This window comes from Cupriavidus sp. H19C3 (assembly GCF_049393815.1).
GTDB lineage: Bacteria > Pseudomonadota > Gammaproteobacteria > Burkholderiales > Burkholderiaceae > Cupriavidus.
On the sequence record NZ_CP184985.1, the window covers coordinates 766,333 to 792,187 of the forward strand.

The 25,855-nt window shown below is 67.8% G+C and carries 23 protein-coding genes; 20 read left to right on the plus strand and 3 right to left on the minus strand.

What is annotated here, in order from left to right:
- Positions 1 to 37: 37 nt before the first annotated feature.
- Both DFLDMN_RS03410 and DFLDMN_RS03415 read right to left on the minus strand, forming a co-directional pair.
- A complete protein-coding gene (locus DFLDMN_RS03410) occupies positions 38 to 1,108 on the minus strand; it encodes an alkene reductase (RefSeq protein ID WP_423197103.1) in 1,071 nt (356 codons plus the stop codon).
- Between the two features lie 308 nt (positions 1,109 to 1,416).
- The gene (locus tag DFLDMN_RS03415; protein WP_423197104.1) at positions 1,417 to 1,962 is read right to left on the minus strand and encodes a carboxymuconolactone decarboxylase family protein; all 546 of its coding nucleotides are present in this window, start codon (positions 1,960 to 1,962) and stop codon (positions 1,417 to 1,419) included.
- Positions 1,963 to 2,087: 125 nt separating this feature from the next.
- Between DFLDMN_RS03415 and DFLDMN_RS03420 the strand changes: the two genes are divergently transcribed.
- The 9 genes from DFLDMN_RS03420 (at position 2,088) to DFLDMN_RS03460 (ending at position 13,055) form a co-directional block, all read left to right on the plus strand.
- The gene (locus DFLDMN_RS03420) at positions 2,088 to 3,059 is read left to right on the plus strand and encodes a cupin domain-containing protein (RefSeq protein WP_423197105.1); all 972 of its coding nucleotides are present in this window, start codon (positions 2,088 to 2,090) and stop codon (positions 3,057 to 3,059) included.
- A gap of 121 nt (positions 3,060 to 3,180) precedes the next feature.
- Complete coding sequence (locus tag DFLDMN_RS03425; RefSeq protein WP_423197106.1) at positions 3,181 to 4,569, plus strand: FAD-containing oxidoreductase; 1,389 nt, start codon at positions 3,181 to 3,183, stop codon at positions 4,567 to 4,569.
- Between the two features lie 62 nt (positions 4,570 to 4,631).
- Entirely contained in the window at positions 4,632 to 5,540 is a 909-nt protein-coding gene (locus tag DFLDMN_RS03430; RefSeq protein ID WP_423197107.1) for a LysR family transcriptional regulator, read from the plus strand.
- A gap of 242 nt (positions 5,541 to 5,782) precedes the next feature.
- On the plus strand, positions 5,783 to 6,745 hold the full coding sequence (locus DFLDMN_RS03435) for a hypothetical protein (RefSeq protein ID WP_423197108.1): 963 nt from the start codon (positions 5,783 to 5,785) through the stop codon (positions 6,743 to 6,745).
- A gap of 20 nt (positions 6,746 to 6,765) precedes the next feature.
- A complete protein-coding gene (locus DFLDMN_RS03440; protein WP_423197109.1) occupies positions 6,766 to 8,106 on the plus strand; it encodes a hypothetical protein in 1,341 nt (446 codons plus the stop codon).
- 20 nt (positions 8,107 to 8,126) lie between these two features.
- On the plus strand, positions 8,127 to 10,136 hold the full coding sequence (locus DFLDMN_RS03445) for an 8-amino-7-oxononanoate synthase (protein WP_423197110.1): 2,010 nt from the start codon (positions 8,127 to 8,129) through the stop codon (positions 10,134 to 10,136).
- Between the two features lie 18 nt (positions 10,137 to 10,154).
- Positions 10,155 to 11,429 (plus strand): aminotransferase class I/II-fold pyridoxal phosphate-dependent enzyme, encoded by a 1,275-nt coding sequence (locus DFLDMN_RS03450; protein WP_423197111.1) that lies wholly within the window; start codon positions 10,155 to 10,157, stop codon positions 11,427 to 11,429.
- Positions 11,422 to 12,249, plus strand: coding sequence for a hypothetical protein (locus DFLDMN_RS03455; protein WP_423197112.1), 828 nt, complete (start codon positions 11,422 to 11,424; stop codon positions 12,247 to 12,249). The genes DFLDMN_RS03450 and DFLDMN_RS03455 overlap by 8 nt, the downstream gene beginning before the upstream one ends.
- Entirely contained in the window at positions 12,246 to 13,055 is an 810-nt protein-coding gene (locus DFLDMN_RS03460) for an amidohydrolase family protein (RefSeq protein ID WP_423197113.1), read from the plus strand. The genes DFLDMN_RS03455 and DFLDMN_RS03460 overlap by 4 nt, the downstream gene beginning before the upstream one ends.
- Here the strand turns inward: DFLDMN_RS03460 and DFLDMN_RS03465 are convergent.
- On the minus strand, positions 12,990 to 14,336 hold the full coding sequence (locus DFLDMN_RS03465; protein ID WP_423197114.1) for a sigma 54-interacting transcriptional regulator: 1,347 nt from the start codon (positions 14,334 to 14,336) through the stop codon (positions 12,990 to 12,992). The genes DFLDMN_RS03460 and DFLDMN_RS03465 overlap by 66 nt on opposite strands.
- A 396-nt stretch (positions 14,337 to 14,732) precedes the next feature.
- Between DFLDMN_RS03465 and DFLDMN_RS03470 the strand changes: the two genes are divergently transcribed.
- From DFLDMN_RS03470 to DFLDMN_RS03520, 11 genes are all read left to right on the plus strand, one after another.
- Positions 14,733 to 15,758 carry an aldo/keto reductase gene (locus tag DFLDMN_RS03470; protein WP_423197115.1) on the plus strand — a complete coding sequence of 342 codons (1,026 nt, stop codon included), beginning with the start codon at positions 14,733 to 14,735 and terminating at the stop codon, positions 15,756 to 15,758.
- Between the two features lie 189 nt (positions 15,759 to 15,947).
- Positions 15,948 to 17,651: a thiamine pyrophosphate-binding protein gene (locus DFLDMN_RS03475; protein ID WP_423197116.1), complete on the plus strand. Its 1,704-nt coding sequence runs from the start codon at positions 15,948 to 15,950 to the stop codon at positions 17,649 to 17,651.
- 50 nt (positions 17,652 to 17,701) lie between these two features.
- Positions 17,702 to 18,436, plus strand: coding sequence for a succinate dehydrogenase/fumarate reductase iron-sulfur subunit (locus DFLDMN_RS03480; RefSeq protein WP_423198300.1), 735 nt, complete (start codon positions 17,702 to 17,704; stop codon positions 18,434 to 18,436).
- A gap of 1 nt (position 18,437) precedes the next feature.
- Positions 18,438 to 18,773 carry a succinate dehydrogenase gene (locus DFLDMN_RS03485; protein ID WP_423197117.1) on the plus strand — a complete coding sequence of 112 codons (336 nt, stop codon included), beginning with the start codon at positions 18,438 to 18,440 and terminating at the stop codon, positions 18,771 to 18,773.
- A complete protein-coding gene (locus DFLDMN_RS03490; protein ID WP_423197118.1) occupies positions 18,770 to 19,117 on the plus strand; it encodes a succinate dehydrogenase in 348 nt (115 codons plus the stop codon). The genes DFLDMN_RS03485 and DFLDMN_RS03490 overlap by 4 nt, the downstream gene beginning before the upstream one ends.
- Positions 19,118 to 20,893 (plus strand): L-aspartate oxidase, encoded by a 1,776-nt coding sequence (locus DFLDMN_RS03495; protein WP_423197119.1) that lies wholly within the window; start codon positions 19,118 to 19,120, stop codon positions 20,891 to 20,893.
- Between the two features lie 11 nt (positions 20,894 to 20,904).
- On the plus strand, positions 20,905 to 21,840 hold the full coding sequence (locus DFLDMN_RS03500) for a fumarate hydratase (protein WP_423197120.1): 936 nt from the start codon (positions 20,905 to 20,907) through the stop codon (positions 21,838 to 21,840).
- On the plus strand, positions 21,834 to 22,532 hold the full coding sequence (locus tag DFLDMN_RS03505; protein WP_423197121.1) for a fumarate hydratase C-terminal domain-containing protein: 699 nt from the start codon (positions 21,834 to 21,836) through the stop codon (positions 22,530 to 22,532). The genes DFLDMN_RS03500 and DFLDMN_RS03505 overlap by 7 nt, the downstream gene beginning before the upstream one ends.
- A gap of 39 nt (positions 22,533 to 22,571) precedes the next feature.
- Positions 22,572 to 23,405, plus strand: a complete 834-nt coding sequence (locus DFLDMN_RS03510) for an amidohydrolase family protein (protein ID WP_423197122.1) — start codon at positions 22,572 to 22,574, stop codon at positions 23,403 to 23,405.
- Between the two features lie 3 nt (positions 23,406 to 23,408).
- On the plus strand, positions 23,409 to 24,347 hold the full coding sequence (locus DFLDMN_RS03515; RefSeq protein ID WP_423197123.1) for a LysR family transcriptional regulator: 939 nt from the start codon (positions 23,409 to 23,411) through the stop codon (positions 24,345 to 24,347).
- 346 nt (positions 24,348 to 24,693) lie between these two features.
- Positions 24,694 to 25,785, plus strand: a complete 1,092-nt coding sequence (locus tag DFLDMN_RS03520; protein ID WP_423197124.1) for a Bug family tripartite tricarboxylate transporter substrate binding protein — start codon at positions 24,694 to 24,696, stop codon at positions 25,783 to 25,785.
- Positions 25,786 to 25,855: the final 70 nt, after the last annotated feature.

Sequence of the window (25,855 nt, forward strand, 5' to 3'; positions counted from 1 at the left end):
GGGCCAAGCGCTACGCTCAGGAGGCCACGCGCTGCGCTCAGGACGCCGCCAGCAGCGGGTAGTCCGTGTAGCCGCGCGCACTGGCGTGCTCGAGGTCGTAGATGGTGGCGCTATCCACGGCGTTGAGCGGCGCGCGCCGGCGCAGGCGCTCGACCAGGTCGGGATTGGCGATATAGGCCCGGCCAAAGGCCACCGCATCGGCGTGACCGTCGTCCAGCACCGCCTGCGCCGCGTCGAGGTCGAAACCGTCATTGGCGACAATGGCGCCGCCGAATTCGCGCTTGAGCAGCGGCAGCAACGCGCCTTCGCCGCGCGTCTCGCGGACGAACAGATAGCCCAGGCCGCGCTTGCCGAGTTCCCGCGCCACATGGCCAAAGGTCTCGGCCGGATTGGCGTCCGACATGGAGTAGCTCGGCGAGCGCGGCGCCAGGTGCACGCCGACATACTGCGGGCCCCATACCGCGGCCGCCGCATCGGCCACCTCGCACAGCAGTCGCGCGCGATGCGTGACCGGGCCGCCGTAGGCGTCGGTACGGTGGTTGGTACCTGTCTGCAGGAACTGGTCGAGCAGGTAGCCGTTGGCGGCGTGCAGGGTGACGCCGTCAAAGCCGGCTGCCTTGGCATGCGCGGCCGCGCGGCCGAACGCCTTGACCACCTCGCCGATCTCTTCGAGCGACAGTTCGCGCGGTACCACGTAAGGGCGCTGCGGGCGCAGCAGGCTCACATTGCCGTTCGCGGCGATGGCGCTTGGCGCCACGGGCTGGCGTCCGTCCAGCAGGTCCGGATGCGAGATCCGCCCCACATGCCACAGTTGCGCCACGATCCGTCCGCCCGCCGCGTGCACCGCGTCGGTCACCAGGCGCCAGCCCGCGACCTGCGCGTCGGACCAGAGACCTGGCACGTTTGGATAGCCGACCCCGTCAGGCGACACCGGCACGCCTTCGGACACGATCAGGCCCGCCGAGGCGCGTTGCACGTAATACTCGGCCATCAGGGCATTGGGCACGTGAACCGGATCGGCCGCGCGCAGGCGCGTGAGCGGTGCCATCACTACGCGATTGGGCAATTGCAGGCCGCCCAGGGCAACGGGTTCGAACAGAGAGGTCATGGGTGTGCGTCCACAAGATTTCATAATGAAAGTCTCTGGATGGTAGCAGCGCTGCGGAATTCTTGCTGGCCACCCTACCAGGGGCGCAGACGAAGCGCGGAAGGTCGTGCGGGGGGGGAACGCGACAGCAAGCGACAGCAAGCGACAGCAAGCGACAGGAACTGCGAGGGAAAGCACGGGAAAGCGAGGGGAAAGCGAGGGGAAAGCGGCGGAAGGGGGGGCGGGGGAAAGCCCGGGGGGACGGGGGCGGCCGGATACGGTCAGGCCCGCCGGAGGGTACGCGGCCCACGCACCCTCCGGCTCCGGCATCAGCCGATCGACGGCACGGCCGGGAAGTCGATGGCCGTGTCGTTGATGCGGTTGAACACGTTGGTGAATACCGTCAGCGCAATCGCCAGGCTGATATCGACCAGTTGGCGGTCGCTATAGCCCGCGGCCTTGATCGCTTCGAACTGCGCGACCGGGACCGTGCCGCTGGTCGAGGCCAGCGTGCGCACGAAGCTCGCCAGCGCGTCGCGCTTGGCATCACCGGTGCCGCGGCCGGCGCGCAGGTCGACCAGCGTGTCCGGCTTGAGGCCGGTCAGCTTGCCGAGCAGCGAGTGCGCCGCCACGCAGTAGTCGCAGCCCGCCACTTCGCTGACGATCAGCTTGATGGTTTCCTGATCCTGCTTGGACAGCGAGCCGCCGGCCAGCACGCCGTCGGCGGCCAGCACGGCCTGCAAGGCTTCCGGGCCGTGCGCGCCGATGCTGGCGAAGGTGTTGGGCACACTGCCGGCTGCCTTCTTGATCTGGGCATAGATCTCGGCGGTGGCGCCGGTTGCGGTGTCGAGTGCGGGGGTAGCGATGCGGGTCATGGTGAACTCCTCTAAGTGGAACAACGGTTGGTGTGATGCCACTATAGGGAAGCGATTTGAGCTTGATAATGTCGTAAGCGCTCAATAGAATGCCAATTCGTCTCACCCTCCCGCGATGCATGCTTATGGACTGGCTCAGCCACCTGCTCGACATCATGCCGGTCAGCGGCCGACTGGAAATCCGCTGCGTCTACGGCGCCCCCTGGCGCGTGACGTACGAGCAGTCGTCCCCGGGCGAAATGCCCTATCACGTGATCCTGAGCGGATCGGCGATTCTCGAGGACGGCAACGTGCGCGAGCCGCTCTATGCCGGCGATATCGTGATGCTGTCGCATGGCTCGGCCCATGTGCTGCACGACGGCAGCGGCGTGGCGCCCGCGCCGGCGCGTCACCGCGATACCTCCAACATCGTGGTCAGCGAGAACCGCGGCAAGGGCGAGCGGCTCGACATGCTGTGCGGCCGCTTTGTGGTGGCACCGCAGCACGACCGGCTGGTGCGCAGTTATCTGCCGGGGGCACTGATCGTGCGGGCGGGCACGCGTGGCGGCACGCAGGGCGAGAGTGCCGAAGGCAGCGACGTGAGCCAGCCGTCCGAGACCGCGGCCAAGGTGATCGACCTGGTCGGATTGATGCGCAGCGAGTCCGGTGCCGACAGCCTGGGCGGCCTTGCCATGCTCAACAGCCTGTCGGCGGCCCTGTTCGCGCTGGCATTGCGGCTGGCCAGCGAGGCCGAGGCCGCGCCGGTGGGGCTGCTGGCGCTGGCCGGCCATCCGCGTCTGGCACCGGCGCTGACGGCAATGTTCGACAACCCCGCGCATCCCTGGACGCTGCCCGAACTGGCGCAGCGCTGCAATATGTCGCGCGCCACGCTCGCGCGCCATTTCGCCGAGAAGGTCGGCAAATCCGCCAACGAACTGCTGACCGATATTCGCATGACGCTGGCGGCCAGCGAACTGCGCAAGCCCTCGGTGTCGACCGATGCGGTGGCGGACCTGGTGGGCTACCAGTCGGTGGCGGCCTTCCGGCGCGCCTTCAAGGACCGCATGGGCGTAACGCCCGCCGAGTGGCGGCGGGGCGGGGCCGCGGCCGAGTCCTGAGCCCCGAGCCCTGAGCCCGAGCACGAACCCGAGCCTTGAGCTCGTGCTGGCAGACCGCCATCCGCAGGATCCAACCACTACCTATAATCGTTCGCACCCCAATCCTCCGAGGAGTGCAGCAATGACCGCCCCAGAACGTTTCGACGCGATCCTGATCGGTACCGGCCAGGCCGCGCCGGCACTCGCCAACCAGCTTACCGCCGCCGGCATGTCGGTCGCCGTGATCGAACGGGGCAACGTGGGCGGTACCTGCGTCAATGTCGGCTGCACGCCTACCAAGGCCATGGTGGCGAGCGCCTATGCGGCACGCATGGCGGCGCGCGCCGCCGAGTATGGCGTGGTGCTGTCCGGCCACGTGCGGGTGGACATGGCGGCGGTCCGCGAACGCGTGGCGGCCATCGTCGCCAAAAGCCGCAATGGCGTCACGCGCTGGATCGAGAACATGCCGCGCGGGCAACTGGTGCGCGGCCATGCGCGCTTCGAGAGCCCGCGCACCGTGCGCGTCGGCGAGCGTCTGCTGGAAGCGGACCGTATCTTTATCAACGTGGGCGGCCGGGCGCTGGTGCCGGAAGCGATCCGCGGCCTGCCCGCGGTGCCGCACCTGACCAATGTCGATATGGTCGCGCTCGATCGGGTACCGCGTCACCTCGTGGTGATCGGGGGCAGCTATATCGGGCTCGAGTTCGCGCAGGTGTTCCGCCGCTTTGGCGCCGAGGTGACCGTGGTCGAACGTGGCGAGCGGCTGATCTCGCGCGAGGACGAGGAAGTGTCGGCGCAGATCCGCGCGATCCTGGAGGCCGAAGGCATCGCCATCCGCACGCACGCCAACTGCATCACGGTCAGCCGCCATGCGGAGGGTGTGGAAGTCGGCGTCGATTGCGCCGCCGGTGAGCCCACGGTGATCGGCAGCGATGTGCTGGTGGCGGTGGGCCGCGTGCCCAATACCGACGATCTCGGTCTCGACAAGGCCGGTGTGCGGACCAGCGAGAGCGGCCATATCGTGGTCGACGACCAGTTGCGTACCAACGTGGAAGGCATCTGGGCACTGGGCGACTGCAACGGGCGCGGCGCCTTTACCCATACCGCCTACAACGACTTTGAAGTGGTGGCCGCCAATCTGCTCGAAGGCGCCAGCCGCTCGGTCGCCGATCGCATTCCCGTCTACGGGCTGTTTACCGATCCGCCGCTGGGCCGCGTCGGCATGACCGAGGCGCAGGCGCGCCAGGCGGGGCATCGCATCCGCATCGGCAAGCGCATGATGACGCGGGTATCGCGCGCGGTGGAAAAGGGCGAGAGCCAGGGATCGATGCGGGTGGTGATCGATGCCGATACCGACCGTATCCTGGGCGCGGCGATCCTTGGCCCTGGCGGCGACGAGGCGGTGCATTCGGTGCTGATGACGATGGCGGCGGGCGCGCCATATACGCTGCTCAAGGAAACCATGGCGATCCATCCGACCGTCGCCGAGCTGATCCCGACCATTCTGGGCGAACTGGGACCGGTGCAATGATCGGCGCAGGCCGACTTGCTACACTGCGGGCTTCTCGATGACAAGCGACGCAAGGTAGAGCCATGGGGCGCCTGGAGGCAATCCGGATCTTCGCAAAGGTAGCGGAGACGCAAAGTTTTTCGAAAACCGCGGACCTGATGGATATGCCGCGCGGTTCGGTCAGTCGGACCATCCAGGCGCTCGAGGAGCAGCTCGGGGTACGGCTGCTGAGCCGCAGCACGCGCCAGGTAAGCCTGACCGATGCGGGCAAGCTTTATTTCGAAGGGTGCCAGCGCATCCTCGGCGACCTGTCCGAGGTGGAGGCCGCGCTGACCCATGTGCGGACCGCGACCAGCGGCACCGTGCGGGTGGATACCTCGGGCTCGATCGCCCGCGCGCTGGTGGTGCCGGCGCTGGAAGCCTTCTTTGCCGAGTATCCCGATATCGATGTCCGCATCGGTATCGCCGACCGCAATATCGACCTGATCCAGGAGGGCGTGGATTTCGTCATCCGCGCGGGCGCGCTGGAAGAGTCGAGCCTGGTCGGACGGCGCATCGGCAATGCGCGCGTGGTGACCTGCGCCGCGCCGGCCTATCTCGAACGTCATGGCACGCCCGGGACGCTGGCGGATCTCGCACGGCACGTGGCCGTCAACTACGCTTCCGCGCGTACGGGGCGGCTGCTGCCGTTCGAGTTCGTGCAGGATGGCCAGTCGCACCGCGTGGCGATGAAGGGCAAGGTCGCGGTCAACGATGGCTCGGCCTATATCGATGCCGCCGTGCTCGGGCTTGGCATCATCCAGCCGTCACGCTACTACGTCACCGACCTGATCCGGCAGGGCAAGCTCGTCGAGATTCTCGCGCACGAGGCCAGCACGCCCATTCCGCTGTCGATCGTCTATCCGCATCGCAATCACATCAGCTCCGCGGTCCGTACCTTTATGGACTGGATGACGGAGACCTCGCGCCGGCATCCCGACCTGAACGCCTGACGGTAGCGGCGCGCGCGCCGCCTTCGCCTGCACGCGCGCGCCAAGGCGAAGCGTGCTTCGCGTCGGTGCCTGCCGTCATGACCTGCGCCGAACGCGGCTTCGCCTGACGGTTCTGGTCATCGGCGCAAATTCCCCATGCATTCAACGACTTGCCGCCCGCCGGGCGGCTGGCATGCCCTTCGCGATACGGTGCTGCGAGCGAGACGTCCTATCTCGCCAACCCGAGCGGAAAGGAGCGGCAAATGCACGATATCGGAAGTTCCAGACCTGGTGGCTGGGGGACCGGCTACAGCAACGAGTTCGAGCAGGGTTACTCGGCGGAGGCGGGCGGCTATGGCGCCGGCGAGCTGGGTGAGTTCGAGGGCGAGTTCGGACTCCAGGGAGAATTCGAGGGTGAGTTCGAAGGCGAATTCGAAGGCGCGCTGGACGGCAGAGGCGGCTTCGCCAACGAGTTCGAGGGCGAGTTCGAGCAGGAGATCTCCGGCGAGATGCAGGAGATGGAGCTCGCTGCCGAGCTGCTGGCCGTCAATAGCGAACAGGAGATGGAGCAGTTCCTTGGCGGGCTGATCAAGTCGGTTGGCCGCGCCGCGACGAACTTCGCCAGGTCCTCGGCCGGCAAGGCCCTCGGCGGCATCCTGCGCTCGGCGGCCAAGTCGGCGCTGCCGGTGGTGGGCAGCGCGCTCGGCAACCTGGTGGTCCCCGGTGCGGGCGGCGTGATCGGCGGCAAACTGGCCAGCATGGCCGGCAACGCGCTCGGGCTCGAGCTGGAAGGGCTCAGCAACGAAGACCGGGAGTTCGAGGTGGCACGCCGTCTGGTGCGGATCGGCCGCCAGGCCGCCGGCCATCTGTCCACCATGCCGCCGCAAGTCCCGCCGATGCGGGCCGCGCGCGCGGCATTCCTGCGCGCGGCGCGGCAGGTCGCGCCGGGTCTGCTGCCGGCGATGCGCAATATCTCGCGCCACGGCGTGGCGGCCGCGCGGCAGACCGGGGCGCCGATCTTCGGGGGCCCCACGGGCGCGGGCATGCCGGTGCCGGTGGGGAACCAGGCGCCGCTGCCCCAGGGCGGCCCGGTCACGGCCGGATGCCCGTCGTGCGGCACGCAGGTGGCCTTGCCCGGGCATCTGCCGCAGAGCGGGCACTGGCGGCGTTCGCGCAATGGCCGCGCGATCATCCTGTTCCTGCGCCCGCAGCGGCGGATGTACTGAGTGCGGCCAGGGATATCGCGATGAACACGAGTCTCCAGGCCATGCAGCTGCTCGAACAGGAGGTGCTCGGTATCCGCGCGCGCCTCGACGCGCAACTGCCTTATGCCCTGCAGATGCCGATGGTACCCGCCGCCAACGTTAGCGACGAGGCGATGGGCGCCATCGAGCAACATATGCAGGCCGAGCGCCGGGCCTTGCGCGTGCGCATCGCGGCGTTCCTGTGGCAATTGCGCAAGCTCGCACCCACGCCCCGCAACGTCGCGCTCGCGCAGCAGCGCTACGCCTTGCTGAAGCTGTACTTTCACGCCGCGCTCACGCATTTCGAGATCTTTGCCGAAGTGCTGACGCAGCGCAGCCAGCACGGCACCGGCATCTGGCTGTCGGGCCTCGATGTGGCGGCGCAGGACGGGCTCCGGCAGCCGGGCACCGATCTGCGGCCACCACCCGTGATCTGCTACGTCGAACGCGGACATGGCGGGGCGATCCGGCGCGCCCGCACGCGCCTGCCGGGCGGCGGCAGCAATCCCGTGGCGGTGATCCGCATGCCGCGCGAACGCATGGTCGGCACCGGCATCGCCGCGTCCCTGTTCCATGAGGTGGGGCATCAGGCCGCGGCGCTGCTCGATCTGACCAATGCGTACCGGCGCGCCTCGGCGGCGCGCGTGGGCACCGCGCAGACGCCCGCACAGAAGCGATGGCTGGCGTGGGACCGCTGGATCAGCGAGATCGTCGCCGATCTGTGGGCGGTCTCGCGCGTCGGCATCGCCGCCACCTGCGGGTTGATGAGCGTGGTGAGCCTGCCGCGCGCGTTCGTGCTGCGCATCAACCTGGAAGATCCCCATCCCGCGCCGTGGATCCGCGTCAAGCTGTCGCTGGCGATGGGGCGCGCGCTGTATCCCCATCCGCAATGGGACGCGCTGGGACAGGTGTGGGAGCAGTTATACCCGCGCGCGCAGATGAGCGCGGCACAGCGTCATGCGTTCGACCAGCTCGACCGCGCGGTGCCCTGGTTCGTCGCCACGCTGCTGGCGCTGCGGCCGCCATCGCTGGGCGGGCGCACGCTCGGCGCCGCGCTGCGCCTGCCCGACCGGCATCCGCAACGCCTGCTGGAAATCTGGCAACAGGTGCGGGCCCGTCCCCAGGAGCGGCTCGCGGACACCCCGGCGCTCGCCTTTGCCGTGCTCGGCCAGGCGCGCTATAGCGGCCTGCTGCCGGCCAATCAGGAACTGCGGGTGATATCGGAGCTGCTGCAACGGTGGGCGCTGGCGGGTTACCTGCCGTGGACCGCCGGCAGCCGGCAACTGAGTGTGGCGTTGAACCAGCGGCAGCCGATCCGGACCCCGCTGGCCGCGAATGCTTGAACTTCCCGAGGAGAAGCAAGATGGCAAGCAATTTCGAGAACCAGCTCAGCCTGGACGTCAAGCCCGATCTCGACGACTACTATCTGGTGAGCGTGCAGTCGCTGCCGGAAGCCGAAGGGGTACTGGAAACTCATCTGGACTGGGAATTCGGCGCGGGGGCGCAGAGCACCGAACACCGTATCCGCGTGCCGGCCGGTACCCAGGTCGCGGCAAAGCTGACGATGAGGCTGACCGAGTCGATGCGCAAGAAGCTGGCGGGCAATCCCGCCACGCTGATCCAGGCCATCACGCCTTTCCTGGCCGATCCGCAACAGGTCATGCAGGCAGCGTACCGCCTTGCACTCGACCAGCCCGTTGCGCTGACGCGTGTCACGCGCATCCCCATGCCCGTGGACTTTCATGCGCGCATCGACGACATTGCCGTGCGTTCGCAGCAGCTCGACAGCGCCGAATATGAGTCGCCCACGCCGGTCCGCCTGCAACGGACACCGCGTGCGCTGACGGGCGATGTGGCGCTGTGGTTGCTGATCAAGCTGAATTCGCAGATGCTCGGCTGGGACAATTACGTGCGGCAGATCGACTCCCTGTTCTACGAGGACGATGCCACGCAACGCAAGCATGGCCGGCCGCAGCTCTATGAAGGCGCGGCACCGCTGAGCCGTCGGCGCTTCCTGCCATTTACCGATACGGATGCCTACCGGGCGCTCAAGGTCGCCACCGAAGCATTCGTTGTCACCTGGGGCGCGGTGGTGCCATCGGGACCGAATTCGGAACAGATCGCGGAACTGCTGGCGTACGATCCGGCGGCCATTGCGCTGGCCAACGATCGCCTTGGCCTGAAAATCTCCAATCCCAAGGCGCTAGCCACGCAATACTTCGGCGGCGGCGCCTCGCCGACACTGCCGTATCTGCAGCGGGTGGCGTCCGCCCTGCAGGGTTCCGACGTCGGCGAGCGGATCCTGGAGGCGTTGCACGAGGTGCCGCTGCTTACCGCGCCGGGCACGACTGCCACCACTGGCGCGTTGGCGGAAGCAAACGCGCCGCAGGGCAATCATTCCCGCCAGTTGCACAATCCGGATTCCCGCGCGCACGATTGCTGCGGGGATGGCTGCCTGTGGCTCGACCACTGGAATCGCGACATCTCCGCCAAGCTCACCTATCCGCCGCTGATCGAACTGATCTGGAGCTACTGGATGGAAGAGCTGCAACTGGTGCAGACCATGAACGCGATCGCGCGCCGCTTCCAGAACGTGTCGGGTGGGCCGCGCGATCCGCTCGCGCAGTTCGAGCTCGATGCGCTGCGGCCGCTCAACAACATGATCTGGGGCTGGGTCCAGGACGAGCAGCATCGGCTGCCGATCGAACGCCGCGCGGCCGAGTATCAGCACGAGTACGGCTTTCGCCTGATCGGGCGCGCCGTGCCGCAGGTGCAGGCCGCGGACAACCGCAGCAAATTCCTCGGCGCATTCCATACCTTGCTGAACCTGTGCGTGCCGTTCTTCCGCCAGGCCGACGACACCACCGTGGTGCCGGATGGCTTTCCGCTGCTCAACGCCTTGCGCGAAGTCCACCTGATCCTGTCGGAGGGCGCGCATAACCAGTTCCGCGACCTGCCCACCACCTCGCGCGTGGAAATGATGATGCAGCAGTGGATGCTGGCGCGGCCCGAGTTCCGCGAGTTCCTGCCGCGGCGCGCGATGATCGCCTATCCGGAACCGTGGATGCACTCGGTGGAAAGCATGCGCAAGCTGCAGGGTTGGGGCGATACCAACACCTACCAGTTCTGGCAGCTCGCCACCACCGGCGAGCAGATCGTGTCGTCGATCCGCTGGAGCGACTGGAACTCCGTCAGTGATCCGGTCAATGCGGCCAACTGGGCGGCATTTTTCCGGCCGGAGATCCAGGCGTATATCCACTCGTATCGTGCCGTCACGGGCGTCGATATCGGTGCCGAGCCGGTGGACGTGCAGGTGCCCGGCATGCATCTGCTGCGGCGCCTGCATGAGCACCAGGGATACAAGGTCGCATGAACGCGGCAGGGGAGCGCCATGATCGATTTTGCTTCCGCGCTCTACCTCGGCCTGCGGCATCCGGCACGCGCGCTGGGCGACTATGCGGCGTTGACGAGCGGGCATCCGGCCGCGCTGGCGGCGTCGCCGCTGGCGCGCCAGGTGTCCGCCGATGCCGCCGCGTTGCAAGGCAGCGAGGCCGGCATGGTGGCGCCGTCGACGCTGCATCTCGCGATCGATGTTTTCGACGCGCTGGGCCGCACGCATGTGTTGATTGCCGATGAGGCGCTGTATCCGGTGATGCGCTGGGGCATCGAACGGGCCCGCGGCCTGGGCGCGCCGGTGGCGTGGTTCCGACAGGGCGACCTCGGCGAGATCGCGCGGCTGGTCGGGCGGCGCTGCCAGCGCCGGCCGGCGCCCGGTCAAGGCGGCCGGCGCGGTGAGCCACCTGATGAGCCACGTGGTGTGCAACACGCTGTGCAACATGGCGCGCCACGCGGCGAGCGACACGAAGGCCCGGCCGACTGGCCGGCGCGGCCCCCGGCACTGGTCACCGATGCCACGCGCGCCGACGGCAGCCCGGTGCCGTTGCCGCACTACCTGCAACTGGTACAGCGGCACGGTGGACTGGTGGTGATCGACCATAGCCAGATGCTCGGCCTGATGGGGGCGCGGCCCTCGTCCGCCATGCCATGGGGGGCGGGAGGCGGCGGGGCGTTGCAGTATGCGCACCGTGCGCATACTGGGCGGGCGGCCCAGGTGTTGCTGCTGGCGTCCTGGGCCAAGGCCTTTGGCGCGCCGCTCGCCACGCTATGCGGGCCGCTCGACCTGGTACGCGCGGTGGCGCGCGATGGGCCGACCCAGGTGCATAGCAGCACGGCCAGCCAGGCCGCCTTGCTGGCCGCCCGGCGCGCGCTGGCGCTCAACCGGCGCGATGGCGAATCATTGCGTGCGCGTCTATGGCGGCTGCTATGCCGGCTGCGCGCGGGTTGGCAATGGCTCGCGCGCACGCACCTGCCGGACCTCCATATGCCGGTGCGCGACCATCCGCTGCAGCAGGTGCGGCTGGAGAGCGCGGCGCGCACGCTGGCGCTGCATGCCGGCATGCGTGCCGCCGGGTTTCGGACCGCGCTGCTGCGGCAGGCGGATGGCCGCCACGCGCTGGCCGTGATCGTCAGGGCCGACCACGCGGAGGCCGAGATCGATGCGCTGCTGGCGGCGATGGCCAATCTCGCCCCACGCCTGCCGACGCCACATCGGTCGCTCGATGCGACCGACCCATCGCCATCCAGGAAGGAGTACCAGCATGTTTAAGACCGCCGATGGAGACACGCTGGAGCTCGCGCCGTGGCGCATGCGCCGGCTGATGCGGATCGTGGCCGAGATGCACCGTTATCCGCCCGGCACGCCGCCGCAGATGCTGGTCAACGACCTGCGGCAGATCATTGCGCGCGCCCGCCGTGTCAGTACCGAACCGCGCCTCGGCACCGCCAGGTTCGAGAGTGCAGGCGCGTGCTGCCGCGCCTGCCTGCTGGCGCGCCGCCAGGCCGGCACCATGCAGCTGCTCGGGCTCAGCCTTGCGCCGCGGCGCGGCGACCATCTTGCCGAGGCGCGCGGCTGGACGCTGGAATTCGAGTCCGCTCCCCGGTCCACCGCGGGCACGTTGCAACTGCAATGGCAGTACTACCCCTCGCTCGCCGTGGCCGCCGCGCGCACGCGCCATGCCGGCGTCTACCTGCTGTTCCGGCGCTCGCTGCATGCCGGCGCGAGCGAGCCGCTGGAACGGGTCCGGAAGGTCCCGGTGTATGTCGGCCGCTCGAAGGATCTGCCGACGCGGCTACGGGAGCATCGGCAAGCCGCGGCGCGCTACCAGTGTGGCGATCTGCAGGTCTGCGTGGCCAGCATGGCCGATGCCGACACGTTTGCCGTCGAGCATGCGCTGGTGCGCGTGCTGGGCCGCACCGTCGCCAACGACAGGCTGCAGGGCCGGATGACCGTGGGACCGGGCGACGTCACCATCAACAACCTGCTGCCGCTCGGCGTGGTGGCCAGGGGCGAGGGGGCGCGCAAGCTCACCGGCAACAGCCTCTACCTCAAGCGCGGCGATACGCTCGAAATCGGCTGGCCATCATGATCGTCGACTTCCACGTCCATGCGGGGCAGGGCGACGGCATGACGGGGCCATGGGATACCACCGCGCCGCTGGCTGCCTACGCGCGCCGCGCCAGCGCGGCCGGCATCGCGCGCTCGGTACTGTTGCCGGTGTTTCAGTCCGACTATGCGCAGGGCAACCGCGATGTCGCCGCGCTGGTACGCGCCGAACCGCAACGCTGGATCGGCTTTGCCATGGTGCATGCCGAGCGCGACCGCACGCGCTTGCATGCGATGATCGAGGAGGCGGTGCTCCGGCTCGGTCTGCGTGGCATCAAGGTCCATCGCCACGATGCGCGCATCCATCGGCAGGTATGCGATGCCGCGCGCCAGTGGCGCCTGCCGGTGCTCTACGATCCGGGCGGCGAGACCGGGGCGTTGAGCCTGCTGGCCCAGACCCATCCCGATGTGGCCTTCGTGTTTGCGCATCTCGGCAGCTTTGCCGACGACTGGGCGGCACAGCGCCAGGTGATCGACCTGATCGTGCGGCATCCCAATCTGTTTGCCGATACCGCGGGCGTGCGGCGCTTCGATCTGCTCGAAGAAGCGCTCGCGCGCGCGGGACCCGGCAAGCTGCTGTTCGGCTCCGACGGCCCCTGGCTCCATCCGGGGCTGGAACTGGCCAAGATCCATGCATTGCGGCTGTCCGCGACCGCGTTCGCGCGTATCGCCGGGGGCAATGCCATGCGTCTGATGGCGCGTGCGCGCGTGCCCGCACCGCGGCTACTGGCATTCCTCGGGCGGCCGGCCCTGGCGCCGCAGCTGCAGCGCGCGCGGCGTTACCCGTAGCAGCTCCGCGGCGCGACTGGTGGAGCCGGCGCGGCGTTCGGCCACGCGCACCGCGATCGCCTCGGCGATCTGCCCGATGCTCTTGAGGCCGAGCCCCGCATCGAGCGCACCCTCGACCGCGTGCGCCAGCGCACCTTCCCATCCACCCGCCAGGCGCGCCATATCGGCCAGCGCGCCCGGCCAGTCGAGTGCGCCCGTGCTGAGCACGCGGAAGCCGCGCTGACGGTCGGCCATGCGCAGCACCACATGGCGCAACTCGCGCACATTGCCGGGATAATCGCGTGCCATCAATTGCTGCATGACCTCGGGCATGACGCGTGGCGGCGCATCGGCGCGCTCGGCGAGGAAATGCTCGACCAGCAACGGGATGTCGTCACGGCGTTCCGCGAGCGGCGGTGCGCGCACGGTCCACTGCGTAATGCGGAAAAAGAGGTCGCTGCGAAAGCGGCCCGCCGACACTTCCGCTTCCAGATCGCGGTTGGTCGCGCAGGTGAGGCGGAAATCCGACTGGCGCCAGGAGTCCTCGCCCACCCGCTTGTAGGCGCGCTCCTGCACCACGCGCAGCAGCCGGGCCTGCAACGGCAGTTCGAGCTCGCCGATCTCGTCCAGGAACAAGGTGCCGCCATGTGCCAGCGCGACCGCGCCATCGCGTGCCGACACCGCATGGGTAAAGGCGCCGCGCGCATGACCGAACAGTTCGCTGCCCGCCAGCTCGGGACTCAGCGTGGTGCAGTCGACGACGATAAACGGCCCGCGCCGCCGTGCCGGATCGAGGTCATGCATCAGGCGCGCCAGCAGCTCCTTGCCGCAGCCGCTCTCGCCGGTCAGCAGGCAGGCACCGCTGCCGAAGCGGCCGACCTGGGCGATCGCGCGCAAGGTGTCGCGCCACGGGACAGAGCGGCCCACCGCACGCTTGCGCAACCACTCGGCGCTGAGGATCGCTTCCAGTTCATGCAGCCGCGTCAGGCGCAGCGCCAGCTCGGCCAGCAGGCCGTCCTCGTCGTCGGCGGCCACCACATCGCAGATGGCGGCCGGCCACCAGGGCTCCTGGCGGCAATGCGTGCGCGTGCCCGCCGTGCATGCCGCGATAAAGGCGTCCGGCAACGGCGCGCGCCGCAGCCAGTATTCCGCCGCGGCCGCCACGCGTGTCTGGTGCGCCAGGGCAACCACGACCACCAGGCCGTCGCCCGTGGCCGACAGGTCGATATGGTCGGGCAGGCCATGCGCGCGGAGCAGGGGGGCAAGCCGTTGCACATCTTCCTGATGGAACACGACACGCATGCACACCTCGCGTTGGTGCGAAAACTGCGTCGGAGGGAGAGGGGGCGCCGCGCCGCGCGGCATGGTTGGCGCCGGTCCCACAGGATATTAGGCGAAGCGCAGGCACTCGCCATATCAAAGTTGCGCAGTTCTGGGTTGCCTCGTGTTGAAAGCACAAGCGCGTGTTTCATGCGTGAAAACGGCACCATGCGCGATACGGGGAGGTCCGTTGTCGGGACGTTTCATCGTTGCGACATTGTGGGTTCCGGACAGATCAGATGCAGACGCCATCGAGCCGCTGCGGCGCGCCCGGGCTTCACGCAAGCCGCCGGTCGCCGCATCGCCGCATTTCCGCATCGCCGCGCGGACGCGCGTAGACTGGCTTCATCTCAACCACTGTCTTTATCTGGAGCAGTCATGAGTCTCAAAGACAAGCTTGCCGGCAGCGTTCTCGGTTTCGGTACGGCCCCGCTGGGCAACATGTTCCGCGATATCCCGGAAGCCGAGGCGCAGGCCACGGTCGCGGCTGCCTGGGAGCAAGGCGTGCGCTACTACGACACCGCGCCGTTCTATGGCGCCGGCCTTGCCGAGATTCGCCTCGGCGACGCGCTGAGCCAGCATCGGCGCGATCAATACGTGCTCAGCACCAAGGTCGGGCGCCTCGTGCTCGACGAAGTGGAAGACGCCAATGCGCGTGCGCTTGGCGAGAAGAGCGGCCTGTTTGCGAGCGGGCGTCCCAACCGGATGGTCAACGACTACTCGGCCGACGCGACGCTGCGCTCGATCGACGACAGCCTCAAGCGGCTCAGGACCGACCGCATCGACTTTGTGTGGATCCACGATATCGCGCAGGACTTCTATGGCGACGAGTGGCTGTCGTACTTCGAAATCGCGCGCAAGGGTGCGTTCCGCGCGCTGACGCGGCTGCGCGACGAGGGCGCGATCCGGGCCTGGGGGCTGGGCGTCAATCGTGTCGAGCCAATCGAGCTGACGCTCGACCTCGACGAACCGCGGCCCGACGGGTTCCTGCTCGCAGGGCGCTACACACTGCTGGATCATGAACGCGCGCTGCAGCGCCTGATGCCCAAGGCAAGCGAGCGCCAGGCCGAGATCGTGGTCGGCGGCCCCTACAGCTCGGGCATCCTGGCCGGCGGTACGCACTTCGAATATCGGCAGGCCTCGCCGGAGATCATCGCCCGGGTCGAACGCATCAAGGCCGTCGCACAACGGCACAAGGTGAGCATCAAGGCGGCCGCACTGCAGTTCGTGCTGGCCAACCCGGCCGTGGCGGCGGTGATTCCGGGCGCCAGCCGTCCCGCCCGCATTGCCGAGGACGTGGCCGCGCTCCAGGAGAAAGTGCCCGCGGATTTCTGGCGTGAGCTCCGCGCCGAACGCTTGGTGGCGGTCAATGCGCCGCTGCCGACCGATCGCGCGCAAGACTGAAGCGACCAGACGCGCGAAGCGCCGCCGTCACACCGCCCGCATGAACAAGCCACTCATGCGGCATTTTTTTGGCATTAACTTCAAAAAATATCAAGTTATAAATTATTGATTCATCAATATCGATTACTTAAACTCATTTCAACATCACCACAAAAGACCACGGCCGCCAACGGCTGGGTACGGAGACAAATGCTCGGATCGGAACTCGTCATCCGCGCGCTCGCGCGCCGCGGCGTGACCACTATTTTCAGTCTCTCGGGCAATCAGATCATGCCGTTGTACGACGCATGCATCGACGCCAATATCCGCATCGTTCATGTCCGGCACGAAGCCGCCGCGGTCTTTATGGCCGACGCATGGTCGCAGGTGACCGGGCAGATCGGTGTGGCATTGCTGACCGCGGCACCCGGCATTGCCAATGGCGTGGCGCCGCTGTTCTCGGCGAGCCAGGCGGAAAGCCCGGTGCTGGTGATCTCGGGCGATTCGTCGGTTGGCGAGGATGGCATGGGCGCGTTCCAGGAACTCGACCAGGTTGCGATGACCGCGCCGCTGACCAAGTGGTCGCACCGCGTGACCGATGGCAAGGCGCTCGTCTCCGCCATCGATACGGCCTGTGCCACGGCGCTCGCGGATCGTTGCGGTCCGGTGCATCTGGCCTTGCCGTTCGATGTGCTGACGCGGGAAGCGGGACTCGATGCGTTGCCGGCGCCGATGCCGGACCCAGCGCCCGTGGCGCCCGAGCTGGCTGCCATCGACGACATCGACGCCATTGCCGACCTGCTCGGCAGCGCGCAACGCCCGCTGATCCTCGCCGGACCCACGCTGTGCCGCGCCCGCCATCGCCCGACCCTGGACGCCTGCAGCCGTGCGCTCGGCACGCCGATCGTGCCGATGGAAAGCCCGCGTGGCCTGCGCGATCCGTCGCTCGGCGCGCTGGCCGAATCCATGGCGGAAGCGGACCTGATCGTGCTGCTCGGCAAGCGGCTCGACTTCACGGTGGGCTTTGGCCGCGAAGCCGCGATCGGCAAGACCGCGCGCGTGGTGGCGATCGATCCTGACGAAGCCATGCTGGAGCGTGCGCAGCGCCTGCTGGGCGACCGTCTGGCGGCACGCTGCCGCGCCGCGGTGGTGCCCGCACTGGAGGCCCTGCGGCGGCGCAGCGGCGTGGCGACGCCAGCGCGCGATGCGTGGCTGACCCGGGTGGCACAGGCGTGCGCGGAGCGTGGCGCGCCGGCAGTTGCACCGGCTCCCGTCCCGACTGCCGTCCCGGTACCTGCACCGGCGGCGGGACCGACAAGCGCGGCCACCGCTGCAGGCATCCATCCGCGTGCGCTGTGCGAGGCCGTCGACCGCTTCCTGCGGACCGCCCCGACCCCCATTCTCGTGTGCGACGGCGGCGAATTCGGGCAATGGGCGCAAGCCTTCTGCCAGGCGCCCGTGCGCATCATCAACGGCATGTCCGGCGCCATCGGTGGCGGCATCTGCTACGCCATCGCGGCCAAGCTCGCGCGTCCCGAGGCAACCGTGGTGCTGTTGATGGGCGACGGCACCGCGGGCTTTCACCTGGCCGAATTCGATACCGCGGTGCGCGCAGGCGCGGCATTGGTGGCGGTGGTCGGCAACGACCGCCGCTGGAATGCCGAGCATGTCATCCAGCAGCGCAGCTATGGCGAAGACCGGCTGATCGGCTGCACGCTCAGCGCCAGCGCGCGGTACGACGCCGCGGTGGCCGGTCTCGGCGGCTTCGGCGCGGCGGTCGACCAGCTCGACGCGCTGGCCCCTGCGCTCGACGCGGCCACAGCCAGCGGGCTGCCGGCCTGCATCAACGTGCAGCTCGACGGAAAGCCCGCACCGACCTTCGCGCGTACGCAGTCGGGCGCATCCGCACATTGATCGACAAGGGAGACCAGGTCATGCAGGCGACTGTCATGGAGACCACCGTCATGGAGACCACCACAGCCCCGCAAAGGATGTTGACGGTCCGGATTGCACGCGGCACCGGCGAGGGCAGCTTTACCACATACGAGGTGCCGTGGCGCGACAACCAGACCGTGCTCGACGTGGTCACCGAGGTGCAACGGCGCATGGAGCCCACGCTGTCGTACCGCTTTGCCTGCCGCGTGGGGGTATGCGGATCGTGCGCGATGACGGTCAACGGGCGTCCGCGCTGGACCTGCCGTACGCACGTCAGCCGCGTGGAAGAGGGCGGCGTGATCGTCATCGAGCCGCTGCGCAATATGCCGCGTATCAAGGATCTTGTGGTCGACATGTCGGAATTCTTCGAGAAATGGAAGCGTGCCGGCAACACCTTCGTCGGCACCGCCACGCGCGAGGACCCGCCGGCCGCGGTGTCACCCGCCAGCCGCAAGCGCAAGCTGGCCGATGCGGCGATCGAATGCATCAACTGCGGCGTCTGCTATGCCGCATGCGACGTGGTGTCGTGGGACCGCGAGTATCTCGGCCCGGCGGCACTCAATCGGGCCTGGACGCTGTTCAACGACGAGCGCCATGCCGATCCCGGGGACGTTCTGAAGCAAGCCACTTCCGGCAGCGGCTGCAATGCCTGCCATACGCAGGGCAACTGCATGACGCATTGCCCGGTGAGCCTGAGCCCGACCGGAAGCATTGCCGGCCTCAAGAAACAGGCGCTGCTGCAGTTCCTGAAGGGCGGAGGCTGAGATGGAGGCACGCCTGTTCGCCCTCCAGCGCCTGACCGCGATGATCATGGCGCCGTTTGTGCTGGTGCACCTGGGCGTGATCCTGTACGCGGTGCGCGGCGGCCTGACCGCGGCGGAAATCCTCGCGCGGACCCAGGGCAGCTGGGTATGGATCCCGTTCTACATGCTGTTCGTATTGAGCGTGGCGGTGCATGTGCCGATCGGCCTGCGCAATATCCTGATCGAATGGGCGCGCCTGCGCCGCCCCGCGGCGTCGCTGGTCTGCGCCCTGTTCGGGCTGTTGCTGCTGGGCCTGGGGCTGCGCGCGGTGGCGGCGGTGGGAGGGCTGCTGTCATGAAGTCGCCGCGCAATCATCGTGCCTACTGGGCCTTTCTCGGCCATCGCCTGTCCGGGCTTGCGCTCGGCCTGTTCCTGCCGGTGCATTTCTATGTGCTCGGCCTTGCGCTCGAGCAGCAAGCCCGCATGGATGCGTTTCTCGCATTCGCCGAGATGGGCGCCGTGAAGTTCGGCGAGTGGGGCCTCGTGTTGCTGCTCTCGATCCATATGTGCTTCGGGCTGCGATTGCTGGCGCTCGAACTGTTGCCTTGGCGTTCGACGCGGGACGCCCGCCTGTCCTGGATCGGCTGGGGCGGCGCGCTGTCGCTGCTGATCGGCGTGATCTTTGCCCTGGGAGTGATCTGAATGCAAATCGAGACCCACAAGACGGACATCCTGATCCTCGGCACGGGCGGGGCGGGTCTGTTCGCGGCGCTGCACGCGCGCAAGGCCGATCCTTCGCTGCGCGTCACGGTGGCGGTCAAGGGGCTGCTCGGCAAATGCGGCTGTACGCGCATGGTGCAGGGCGGCTACAACGTGGCGCTCTCCGCCGGCGACTCGGTCGAGCGTCATTTTATGGACACCATCGAAGGGGGCAAATGGCTGCCGCGCCAGGACCTGGCCTGGCGGCTGGTGGAAGGCGCGGTCGAGCGTGTGCGCGAACTCGAGAACGAAATCGGTTGCTTCTTCGACCGCAATCCGGACGGCACCCTGCACCAGAAGGCCTTTGCCGGGCAGAGTTTCGACCGCACCGTGCACAAGGCAGACCTCACTGGCATCGAGATCATCAACCGGCTGATGGAGCAGGTGCGTGCGCTCGATGTGGAGGAGATGGAAGAACATCGTGCCATCGAGCTGATTCCCGCCTCGGATGGCTCGGGCATCGCGGGCGTGCTGTTCATCGATATGCGGCGCGGTATCTATCGGCTGGTGCAGGCCAAGGCGGTGCTGCTCGCCACCGGCGCCGGCCCCACCATGTACCGCTATCACACGCCGTCCGGCGACAAGACTTGCGACGGCCTTGCCATGGCCACGCGCTATGGCCTGAGCCTGCGCGACATGGAGATGGTGCAGTTCCATCCCACCGGTTTGCTGGGCGGGCCCGATACGCGCATGACAGGCACGGTGCTGGAAGAAGGCCTGCGCGGTGCCGGCGGCTGGCTGCTCAACGGCGACGGCGAGCGCTTCATGACGAACTATGATGCGCGCGGCGAACGCGCCACGCGCGACGTGGTGAGCCGCGGCATCTATGCCGAGATGCGCGCGGGACGCACCGGACCGATGGGCGGGGTCTATATCCAGATGAGCCATCTGGGCGCGGACAAGGTGGCCAGGACGTTCCCCGGCATGGTCAACCGCTGCAAGGACTGCGGCTTCGACCTCGCGGGCGGCCGCGTGGAAGTGGTCCCCACCGCCCACTACCTGATGGGTGGCGTCGAATTCAATGTCGATGCCAGTACTGCGTCGCCGGGGCTGTTTGCCGCGGGGGAAGATTGTGGCGGGGTGCATGGCGCCAACCGCCTGGGCGGCAATGGCGTGGCCAACTCCACCGTGTTCGGCGGGATCGCCGGCGATGCCATGGCGGCCTATGTCGCGGGCGTGCAGCACTGGAAGGAACCCGACCGCCGCGTGATCGCCAGCGGCATCGCGCGTGCCGAGTATCCATTCTCGCGGCCCGCCGGCCCCATCCACGAACTGCGCGACGCGCTCGCGCAGACCATGTGGGACGACGTCGGGGTATTGCGCCACGACGCCGCTATGCGGCGTGGCCTGGAGGCGCTCGGCACGCACCGCCGCGCGCTGATGTCGATGGGCGTGCCGGATGGCGACCGGCGCTACAACGTGACGTGGCACGACTGGCTCAATCTGCAGAGCCTGGTCGATATGTCGCGCGTGATTACGGTTTCCGCGCTGGCGCGCGAAAACAGCCGCGGCGCGCATTACCGCGAGGACTTTCCCGAGGCCGGCGATCTGCACGGCAGCCGCTATACCCGTGTCACCGCTACGGGCGAGGACGACCTGCGTCTCGACATGGTGCCGGTGAAGTTCGACATCGTGCGGCCCGGCATGTCGCTGATCGCCGGCGACGCCGCACCTGCCGGGCAGCCCCCGGCCGGCCAACCCTCTACAGCTGCAGCATAAGGACCGCTACCATGACCATCTCCATCGACCGGGTCGAGGAAGCCGCGTTCGAGATCATGAAACGCGCGGCGATCGAGATTCCGCAGGACTACCGGCAGGGCATCGCGGCCCTGCAGAAGACCGAGACCGGCAAGCTGCCGCGCTTTGTCATCCACGCCATGCAGGACAACTGGGACGCCGCCGACGAGGACCGCCGCCCGATGTGCGCCGATACCGGGCTGCCGCGCTACTACGTCAAGGTTGGCAACAGCGCCAGCGTGCAACGCGGCTTTGTCGCCGTCGAGCGTGCGCTGCGCAAGGCCACCGCCGACGCCACTCAGGCCATTCCGCTGCGGCCCAATCGCGTGCATCCGCTCTGGCGCACCGACCACAACAATAACGTCGGCATCAATGCGCCCGAGATCGAGTGGTCGTTCGAGCCCGATGCGGACTGGGTCGATATCACGACCGTGCACAAGGGCGGGCTGTTCGGCACGGACTATCGCATGTTGTTTCCGGGCGACGGCATCGACGGCATCAAGCGCTTCGTGCTCGATACCCTGATCGCGTTCGGCAAGCGCGGGCTGGCGTGCCAGCCGGCCATCGTCGGGATTGGCCTGGGCGGCTCCAAGGATACCTGCATGCAGCTCGGCAAGCAGGCCGCCTGCCTGCGCGTGGTGGGCGACCGCAATCCCGATCCGCGCATCGCCGCACTGGAGCTCGAGCTGATGAAGCTGGGCAACTCCATCGGCATGGGCGCGATGGGCTTCGTCGGTTCGTCCATGGTGGTCGACTGCCATATCGAGGTCGGCCATACCCACACCGGCGGCATGCCGATCAGCCTGCATACGTTCTGCCTGTCGTCGCGACGCGCTACCGCGCGCATCCATGCCGATGGCGACATCGAATATCGCACGGACCCCCAGTGGTTCACCCCTTACCTGCGCAGGGAGACGGTCGAATGGTAAATCCGCAAGACGAAGCGCCCAACGAGGATGGACTCAAGGTCTTCCATCTCGATCTGCCGGCCACGACCGACGATATCGCCCGCCTCGAGCTCGGCTCGGTGGTCTATCTGAATGGCCTGATCTATACCGCGCGCGAGGGCGTCTACAAAAAGGTGCTCGACGACGGCCTGGCACCGCCGGCGGACCTGCGACAGCTCAGCAATGTCAACTTCCATTGCTCGCCGGCAGCGGCTCCGGACCCGGGGGGCGGCTATAACGTGGGCGCGGTCACGGCTACCGCGAGCTTCCGGTTCTCGAAGTGGATCCCGCGCTGGATCGAGCAGACCGGCTGCCGCATCTTTATCGGCAAGGGGGGCATGCCGGCCGACGACTACCAGCGCGTGCTGGCGCCGGCCGGGGCGATCTACCTGACTACCGTGGGCTATGGCACCGGTGCGCTGCTTGGGCGCGGCATCCGGCGCGTCAAGGATGTGTTCTGGCTCGACGAGCTTGGCATTGCGCAGGCGATGTGGATGTTCGAGGTCGAGAACTTCGGGCCGTTTATCGTGGAGAGCGATCTCGCCGGCAATTCGCTGTTTGCGCAGCATACGGAAGTGATCAACGCCGGCATCGAGAAACTGTACGCTGGCCTCAAGCCGCCGGCGCTGCATCGCTACGGCGAGACCGACGACCGCAAGCACGAGGTGATGTAGGCCACCGCACCGCACGATATTGCACAGAGAAGGGACACCATGATCATCGATTTTCGGCTGCGGCCGCCGCTCGGCGGCTTTCTCGATACCCTGATGTACGCCGCCGGCGAGCGCCGCGACGGCTTTACGCGCACGGTCGGCTTCGAGCCTTCGCCGGCGGCGCAACAGCAGTCGATGCCGCTGCTGCTGGCGGAGATGGATGCCGCCGGTGTCGACCAGGGCGTGGTGGTGGGGCGGCTGGCCGGGACATTGGGCAGCGTTTCCAACGACGACGTGGCGCGCATCGTGCGCGACTATCCGGGCCGCTTTATCGGCGCCGCCTCGATCGATCCCACCCACCGCGTGGCCGCCTGCAAGACGATCTCCGATGCCGTCGCCAATGGCTTCCGTGCCATCAATATCGAGCCGGGCTCCTACCCGGTGCCGATGTACGCCGACGACCGCCGCCTGTATCCGATCTATGCACACTGCGAGGACCTGGGCGTACCGGTGATCCTGATGGTGGGCGGCACCGCGGGCCCCCACCTCGGCTACTCCGATCCGATCCGCACCGACCGCGTGCTATGCGACTTTCCCAACCTCAAGGTCGTGGTGGCGCACGGCGGCTGGCCCTGGGTCACGGAGATCCTGCATATCGCGTTTCGCCGGCCCAACCTGTACCTGTCGCCCGACATGTATTTCTCTCGCATGCCGGGCTGGGAGGAGTACGTCAAGGCCGCGGATACCTTCCTGGCCGATCGCATGCTGTACGCGAGCTCGTTCCCATTCTGCCCGGTGCACGACTACAAGACATGGTTCGAGACGCTGCCGCTCCGGGCCGAGAACCTTGCCAGGGTGATGGGCGGCAACGCGCAACGCCTGCTGGGGCTATAGGCGATGGACGTCAAGACGCTCTATACGCTGGTGGCGATTGCGGACCGCGGCAGCTTTGTCGAAGCCGGCAATGCCATCGGCCTGTCGCTGTCGGCTGTCAGCATGCAGATGCGCGCGCTGGAGGAGGAGCTCGGCATGAGCATCTTCGACCGCAGCCGGCGCCCGCCCGTGCTGACCGACGCCGGGCTGGCCTTCACCAATCGCGCGCGCGACCTGCTGGCCCATTGGGAGAGCATGAGCGCCGCGCTCAAGCGTGAAGCCGCTGGCGGTGTGCTCAAGCTCGGCTCGGTGCATACCTGCGTGTCCGGCGTGCTGCCGCTTGCGCTCAAGCGCCTGCAGCAGCAGGGCCATCGCATCGACATCCACCTGACCACCGGGCTGACGCATGACCTGGAGCGCGCCGTGTTCCGGCGCCAGCTCGATGTGGCAGTGGTGACCGAACCCGAGATCCCGCGCGTGGACCTGCAGTTCATGCCGTTCTTCAACGAGGAGTTCGTCGTCATTACTCACGCCACCACGCGTGGCGACTCCGACAAGGGTGTGCTGGAAACCACGCCTTATGTGCGCTTCAACCGCACTGCCCGGGTCGGCCTGCTGGTGCAGGAAGAAATGATCAGGCGCCAGATCGCGGTGCGCTCGACCATGGAGATCGACACGCTGGAAGGCGTGATCGCCATGGTGGCCAACGGGCTGGGGTCGTCGGTGGTGCCGGCGCGCGGCGTGCGGAACGAGTTCCCGTCGACCATTCGCACCATCCCCTTCGGCTCGCCGCCGTTGACGCGCCGGCTCGGCATCCTGGTGCCGCGCGATAACCCGCGTGCGCATCTGTCGAAACTGCTGTTCGATGCACTGAGCGCGGTGACTTCGCCGACGGACGCCGAGGCGTCGGCAGGCGGCAATGCGGTCGCGGCCGGATTGTCCGGACGTCGACGTAGTGGATAGCAGCCGCTCGCGGCCCGTCAACGGCAGCCAAGGCAGTACCGCAGCACCGTAGTACCGCAGCCCCGTCGTTACGCAGCACCCGTCGTCACGCAGCACCCGTCGTCACGCAGCACCCGTCGTCCGACCATCATCGCAAGCGGAACGCGCCGGAACGAGCGCGCAGGGGATCCTTTTGTCTGGAAAGCAGCCACCATAACCCGCATCGACAAGCACCAACCATAAGACACCAACCATAAGACGCCAACGGTAGGCATCAGGGGCGCGGCGGACATCGCAGCGCAAACCGGAAGCATCGACCGCGATCGCCGCCAGCCGTGCGGAGACGCCCACCACCAAGGAGACAACCATGAAATCAGCAGGCCCCGGGAAGTTGCTTGAAGAATGGTCGCGCCGCGCGCGTCAATGGCTGGGGCGCTGGCGTCGGCATCCGCTCGTCAAGGAGCTGTGCGGCGATGCCGACGCCAGGCGGCATGGCTCCACGGCAGTGGCCATGTTCGCGTTTGCGATCGCGCCGTTGTATATGGTGCCCGCGCATGCCGAGGAGTGGCCGACCAAGCCGATCCGCCTGGTGGTGCCGTTTGCCGCGGGCGGTGCCACCGATCTGCTGGGCCGGGCGCTGGCGGTGGAGCTGGGCAAGCAATGGAAGCAGACCGTGGTGGTCGACAACCGCCCAGGCGCGGGCGGGGCGGTCGGCGCCGAGGCCGTGGCCAAGGCGGCGCCCGACGGGTATACGCTGCTACTGGCCTCCGGCAGCATGTTCACGGTCAATCCGTTCATTTATCAGAAGCTGCCGTACTCGGGCGAAAGCTTCGAGATGATCAGCAAGGTGGCCAGCGGCCCGATGGTCGTCACCGTCAATAGCAAGATTCCCGCGCGCACGTTGCCGGAGCTCATCAGCTATGCCAGGGCCAATCCCGGCAAGCTGACGATTGCCTCCGCCGGCAATGGCAGTCAGGTCCATATCGCCGGCGAGGCGTTTGCCGAAGCCGCTGGCGTCGAATTCGTCCATGTGCCCTACAAGGGCGACGGCCCGGCCAACGCCGACCTGATGGCCGGCAATGTCGACCTGACGGTCGGCAATATCAACTCCATCTCCCCGCTGCTCAAGGGCGGCCGCCTGCGCGCGCTGGCCGTGACCGGCAAGGAGCGCTCGTCGCTGCTGCCCGACGTGCCGACCGTAGCCGAGGCGGGTCTCGACGGTTTCAGCTTCTACGGCTGGTTTGCACTGATGGCGCCGGCGGGTACGCCCAGGGAGCTTGCTGCCAGGATGTATGCCGATCTTGAGCGCGCCGTGGCGGAACCGGGCATGCAGCAGTACATGGCCTCGCAGGGCATGGCGCGCTCGATCACGCCCAAGGGCCGGCTGCCCGATGAAATCGCACGAGAGTCGGGCCGCTGGAAGGTGCTGGTCTCAAAGCGCAAAATTTCCGTCAACTAGCCCGCCATCGTCCATGCAGAGAGGAGACCGAGATGATCCCGATCCATTGCAGGACGAGGGCGCGCATGAT

Excerpts from the sequence above, each read along its gene's own strand:
- DFLDMN_RS03410 (WP_423197103.1), bottom strand. The coding sequence starts at position 1,108 with ATGACCTCTCTGTTCGAACCCGTTGCCCTGGGCGGCCTGCAATTGCCC.
- DFLDMN_RS03415 (WP_423197104.1), bottom strand. The coding sequence starts at position 1,962 with ATGACCCGCATCGCTACCCCCGCACTCGACACCGCAACCGGCGCCACC.
- DFLDMN_RS03420 (WP_423197105.1), top strand. The coding sequence starts at position 2,088 with ATGGACTGGCTCAGCCACCTGCTCGACATCATGCCGGTCAGCGGCCGA.
- DFLDMN_RS03425 (WP_423197106.1), top strand. The coding sequence starts at position 3,181 with ATGACCGCCCCAGAACGTTTCGACGCGATCCTGATCGGTACCGGCCAG.
- DFLDMN_RS03430 (WP_423197107.1), top strand. The coding sequence starts at position 4,632 with ATGGGGCGCCTGGAGGCAATCCGGATCTTCGCAAAGGTAGCGGAGACG.
- DFLDMN_RS03435 (WP_423197108.1), top strand. The coding sequence starts at position 5,783 with ATGCACGATATCGGAAGTTCCAGACCTGGTGGCTGGGGGACCGGCTAC.
- DFLDMN_RS03440 (WP_423197109.1), top strand. The coding sequence starts at position 6,766 with ATGAACACGAGTCTCCAGGCCATGCAGCTGCTCGAACAGGAGGTGCTC.
- DFLDMN_RS03445 (WP_423197110.1), top strand. The coding sequence starts at position 8,127 with ATGGCAAGCAATTTCGAGAACCAGCTCAGCCTGGACGTCAAGCCCGAT.
- DFLDMN_RS03450 (WP_423197111.1), top strand. The coding sequence starts at position 10,155 with ATGATCGATTTTGCTTCCGCGCTCTACCTCGGCCTGCGGCATCCGGCA.
- DFLDMN_RS03455 (WP_423197112.1), top strand. The coding sequence starts at position 11,422 with ATGTTTAAGACCGCCGATGGAGACACGCTGGAGCTCGCGCCGTGGCGC.
- DFLDMN_RS03460 (WP_423197113.1), top strand. The coding sequence starts at position 12,246 with ATGATCGTCGACTTCCACGTCCATGCGGGGCAGGGCGACGGCATGACG.
- DFLDMN_RS03465 (WP_423197114.1), bottom strand. The coding sequence starts at position 14,336 with ATGCGTGTCGTGTTCCATCAGGAAGATGTGCAACGGCTTGCCCCCCTG.
- DFLDMN_RS03470 (WP_423197115.1), top strand. The coding sequence starts at position 14,733 with ATGAGTCTCAAAGACAAGCTTGCCGGCAGCGTTCTCGGTTTCGGTACG.
- DFLDMN_RS03475 (WP_423197116.1), top strand. The coding sequence starts at position 15,948 with ATGCTCGGATCGGAACTCGTCATCCGCGCGCTCGCGCGCCGCGGCGTG.
- DFLDMN_RS03480 (WP_423198300.1), top strand. The coding sequence starts at position 17,702 with ATGGAGACCACCACAGCCCCGCAAAGGATGTTGACGGTCCGGATTGCA.
- DFLDMN_RS03485 (WP_423197117.1), top strand. The coding sequence starts at position 18,438 with ATGGAGGCACGCCTGTTCGCCCTCCAGCGCCTGACCGCGATGATCATG.
- DFLDMN_RS03490 (WP_423197118.1), top strand. The coding sequence starts at position 18,770 with ATGAAGTCGCCGCGCAATCATCGTGCCTACTGGGCCTTTCTCGGCCAT.
- DFLDMN_RS03495 (WP_423197119.1), top strand. The coding sequence starts at position 19,118 with ATGCAAATCGAGACCCACAAGACGGACATCCTGATCCTCGGCACGGGC.
- DFLDMN_RS03500 (WP_423197120.1), top strand. The coding sequence starts at position 20,905 with ATGACCATCTCCATCGACCGGGTCGAGGAAGCCGCGTTCGAGATCATG.
- DFLDMN_RS03505 (WP_423197121.1), top strand. The coding sequence starts at position 21,834 with ATGGTAAATCCGCAAGACGAAGCGCCCAACGAGGATGGACTCAAGGTC.
- DFLDMN_RS03510 (WP_423197122.1), top strand. The coding sequence starts at position 22,572 with ATGATCATCGATTTTCGGCTGCGGCCGCCGCTCGGCGGCTTTCTCGAT.
- DFLDMN_RS03515 (WP_423197123.1), top strand. The coding sequence starts at position 23,409 with ATGGACGTCAAGACGCTCTATACGCTGGTGGCGATTGCGGACCGCGGC.
- DFLDMN_RS03520 (WP_423197124.1), top strand. The coding sequence starts at position 24,694 with ATGAAATCAGCAGGCCCCGGGAAGTTGCTTGAAGAATGGTCGCGCCGC.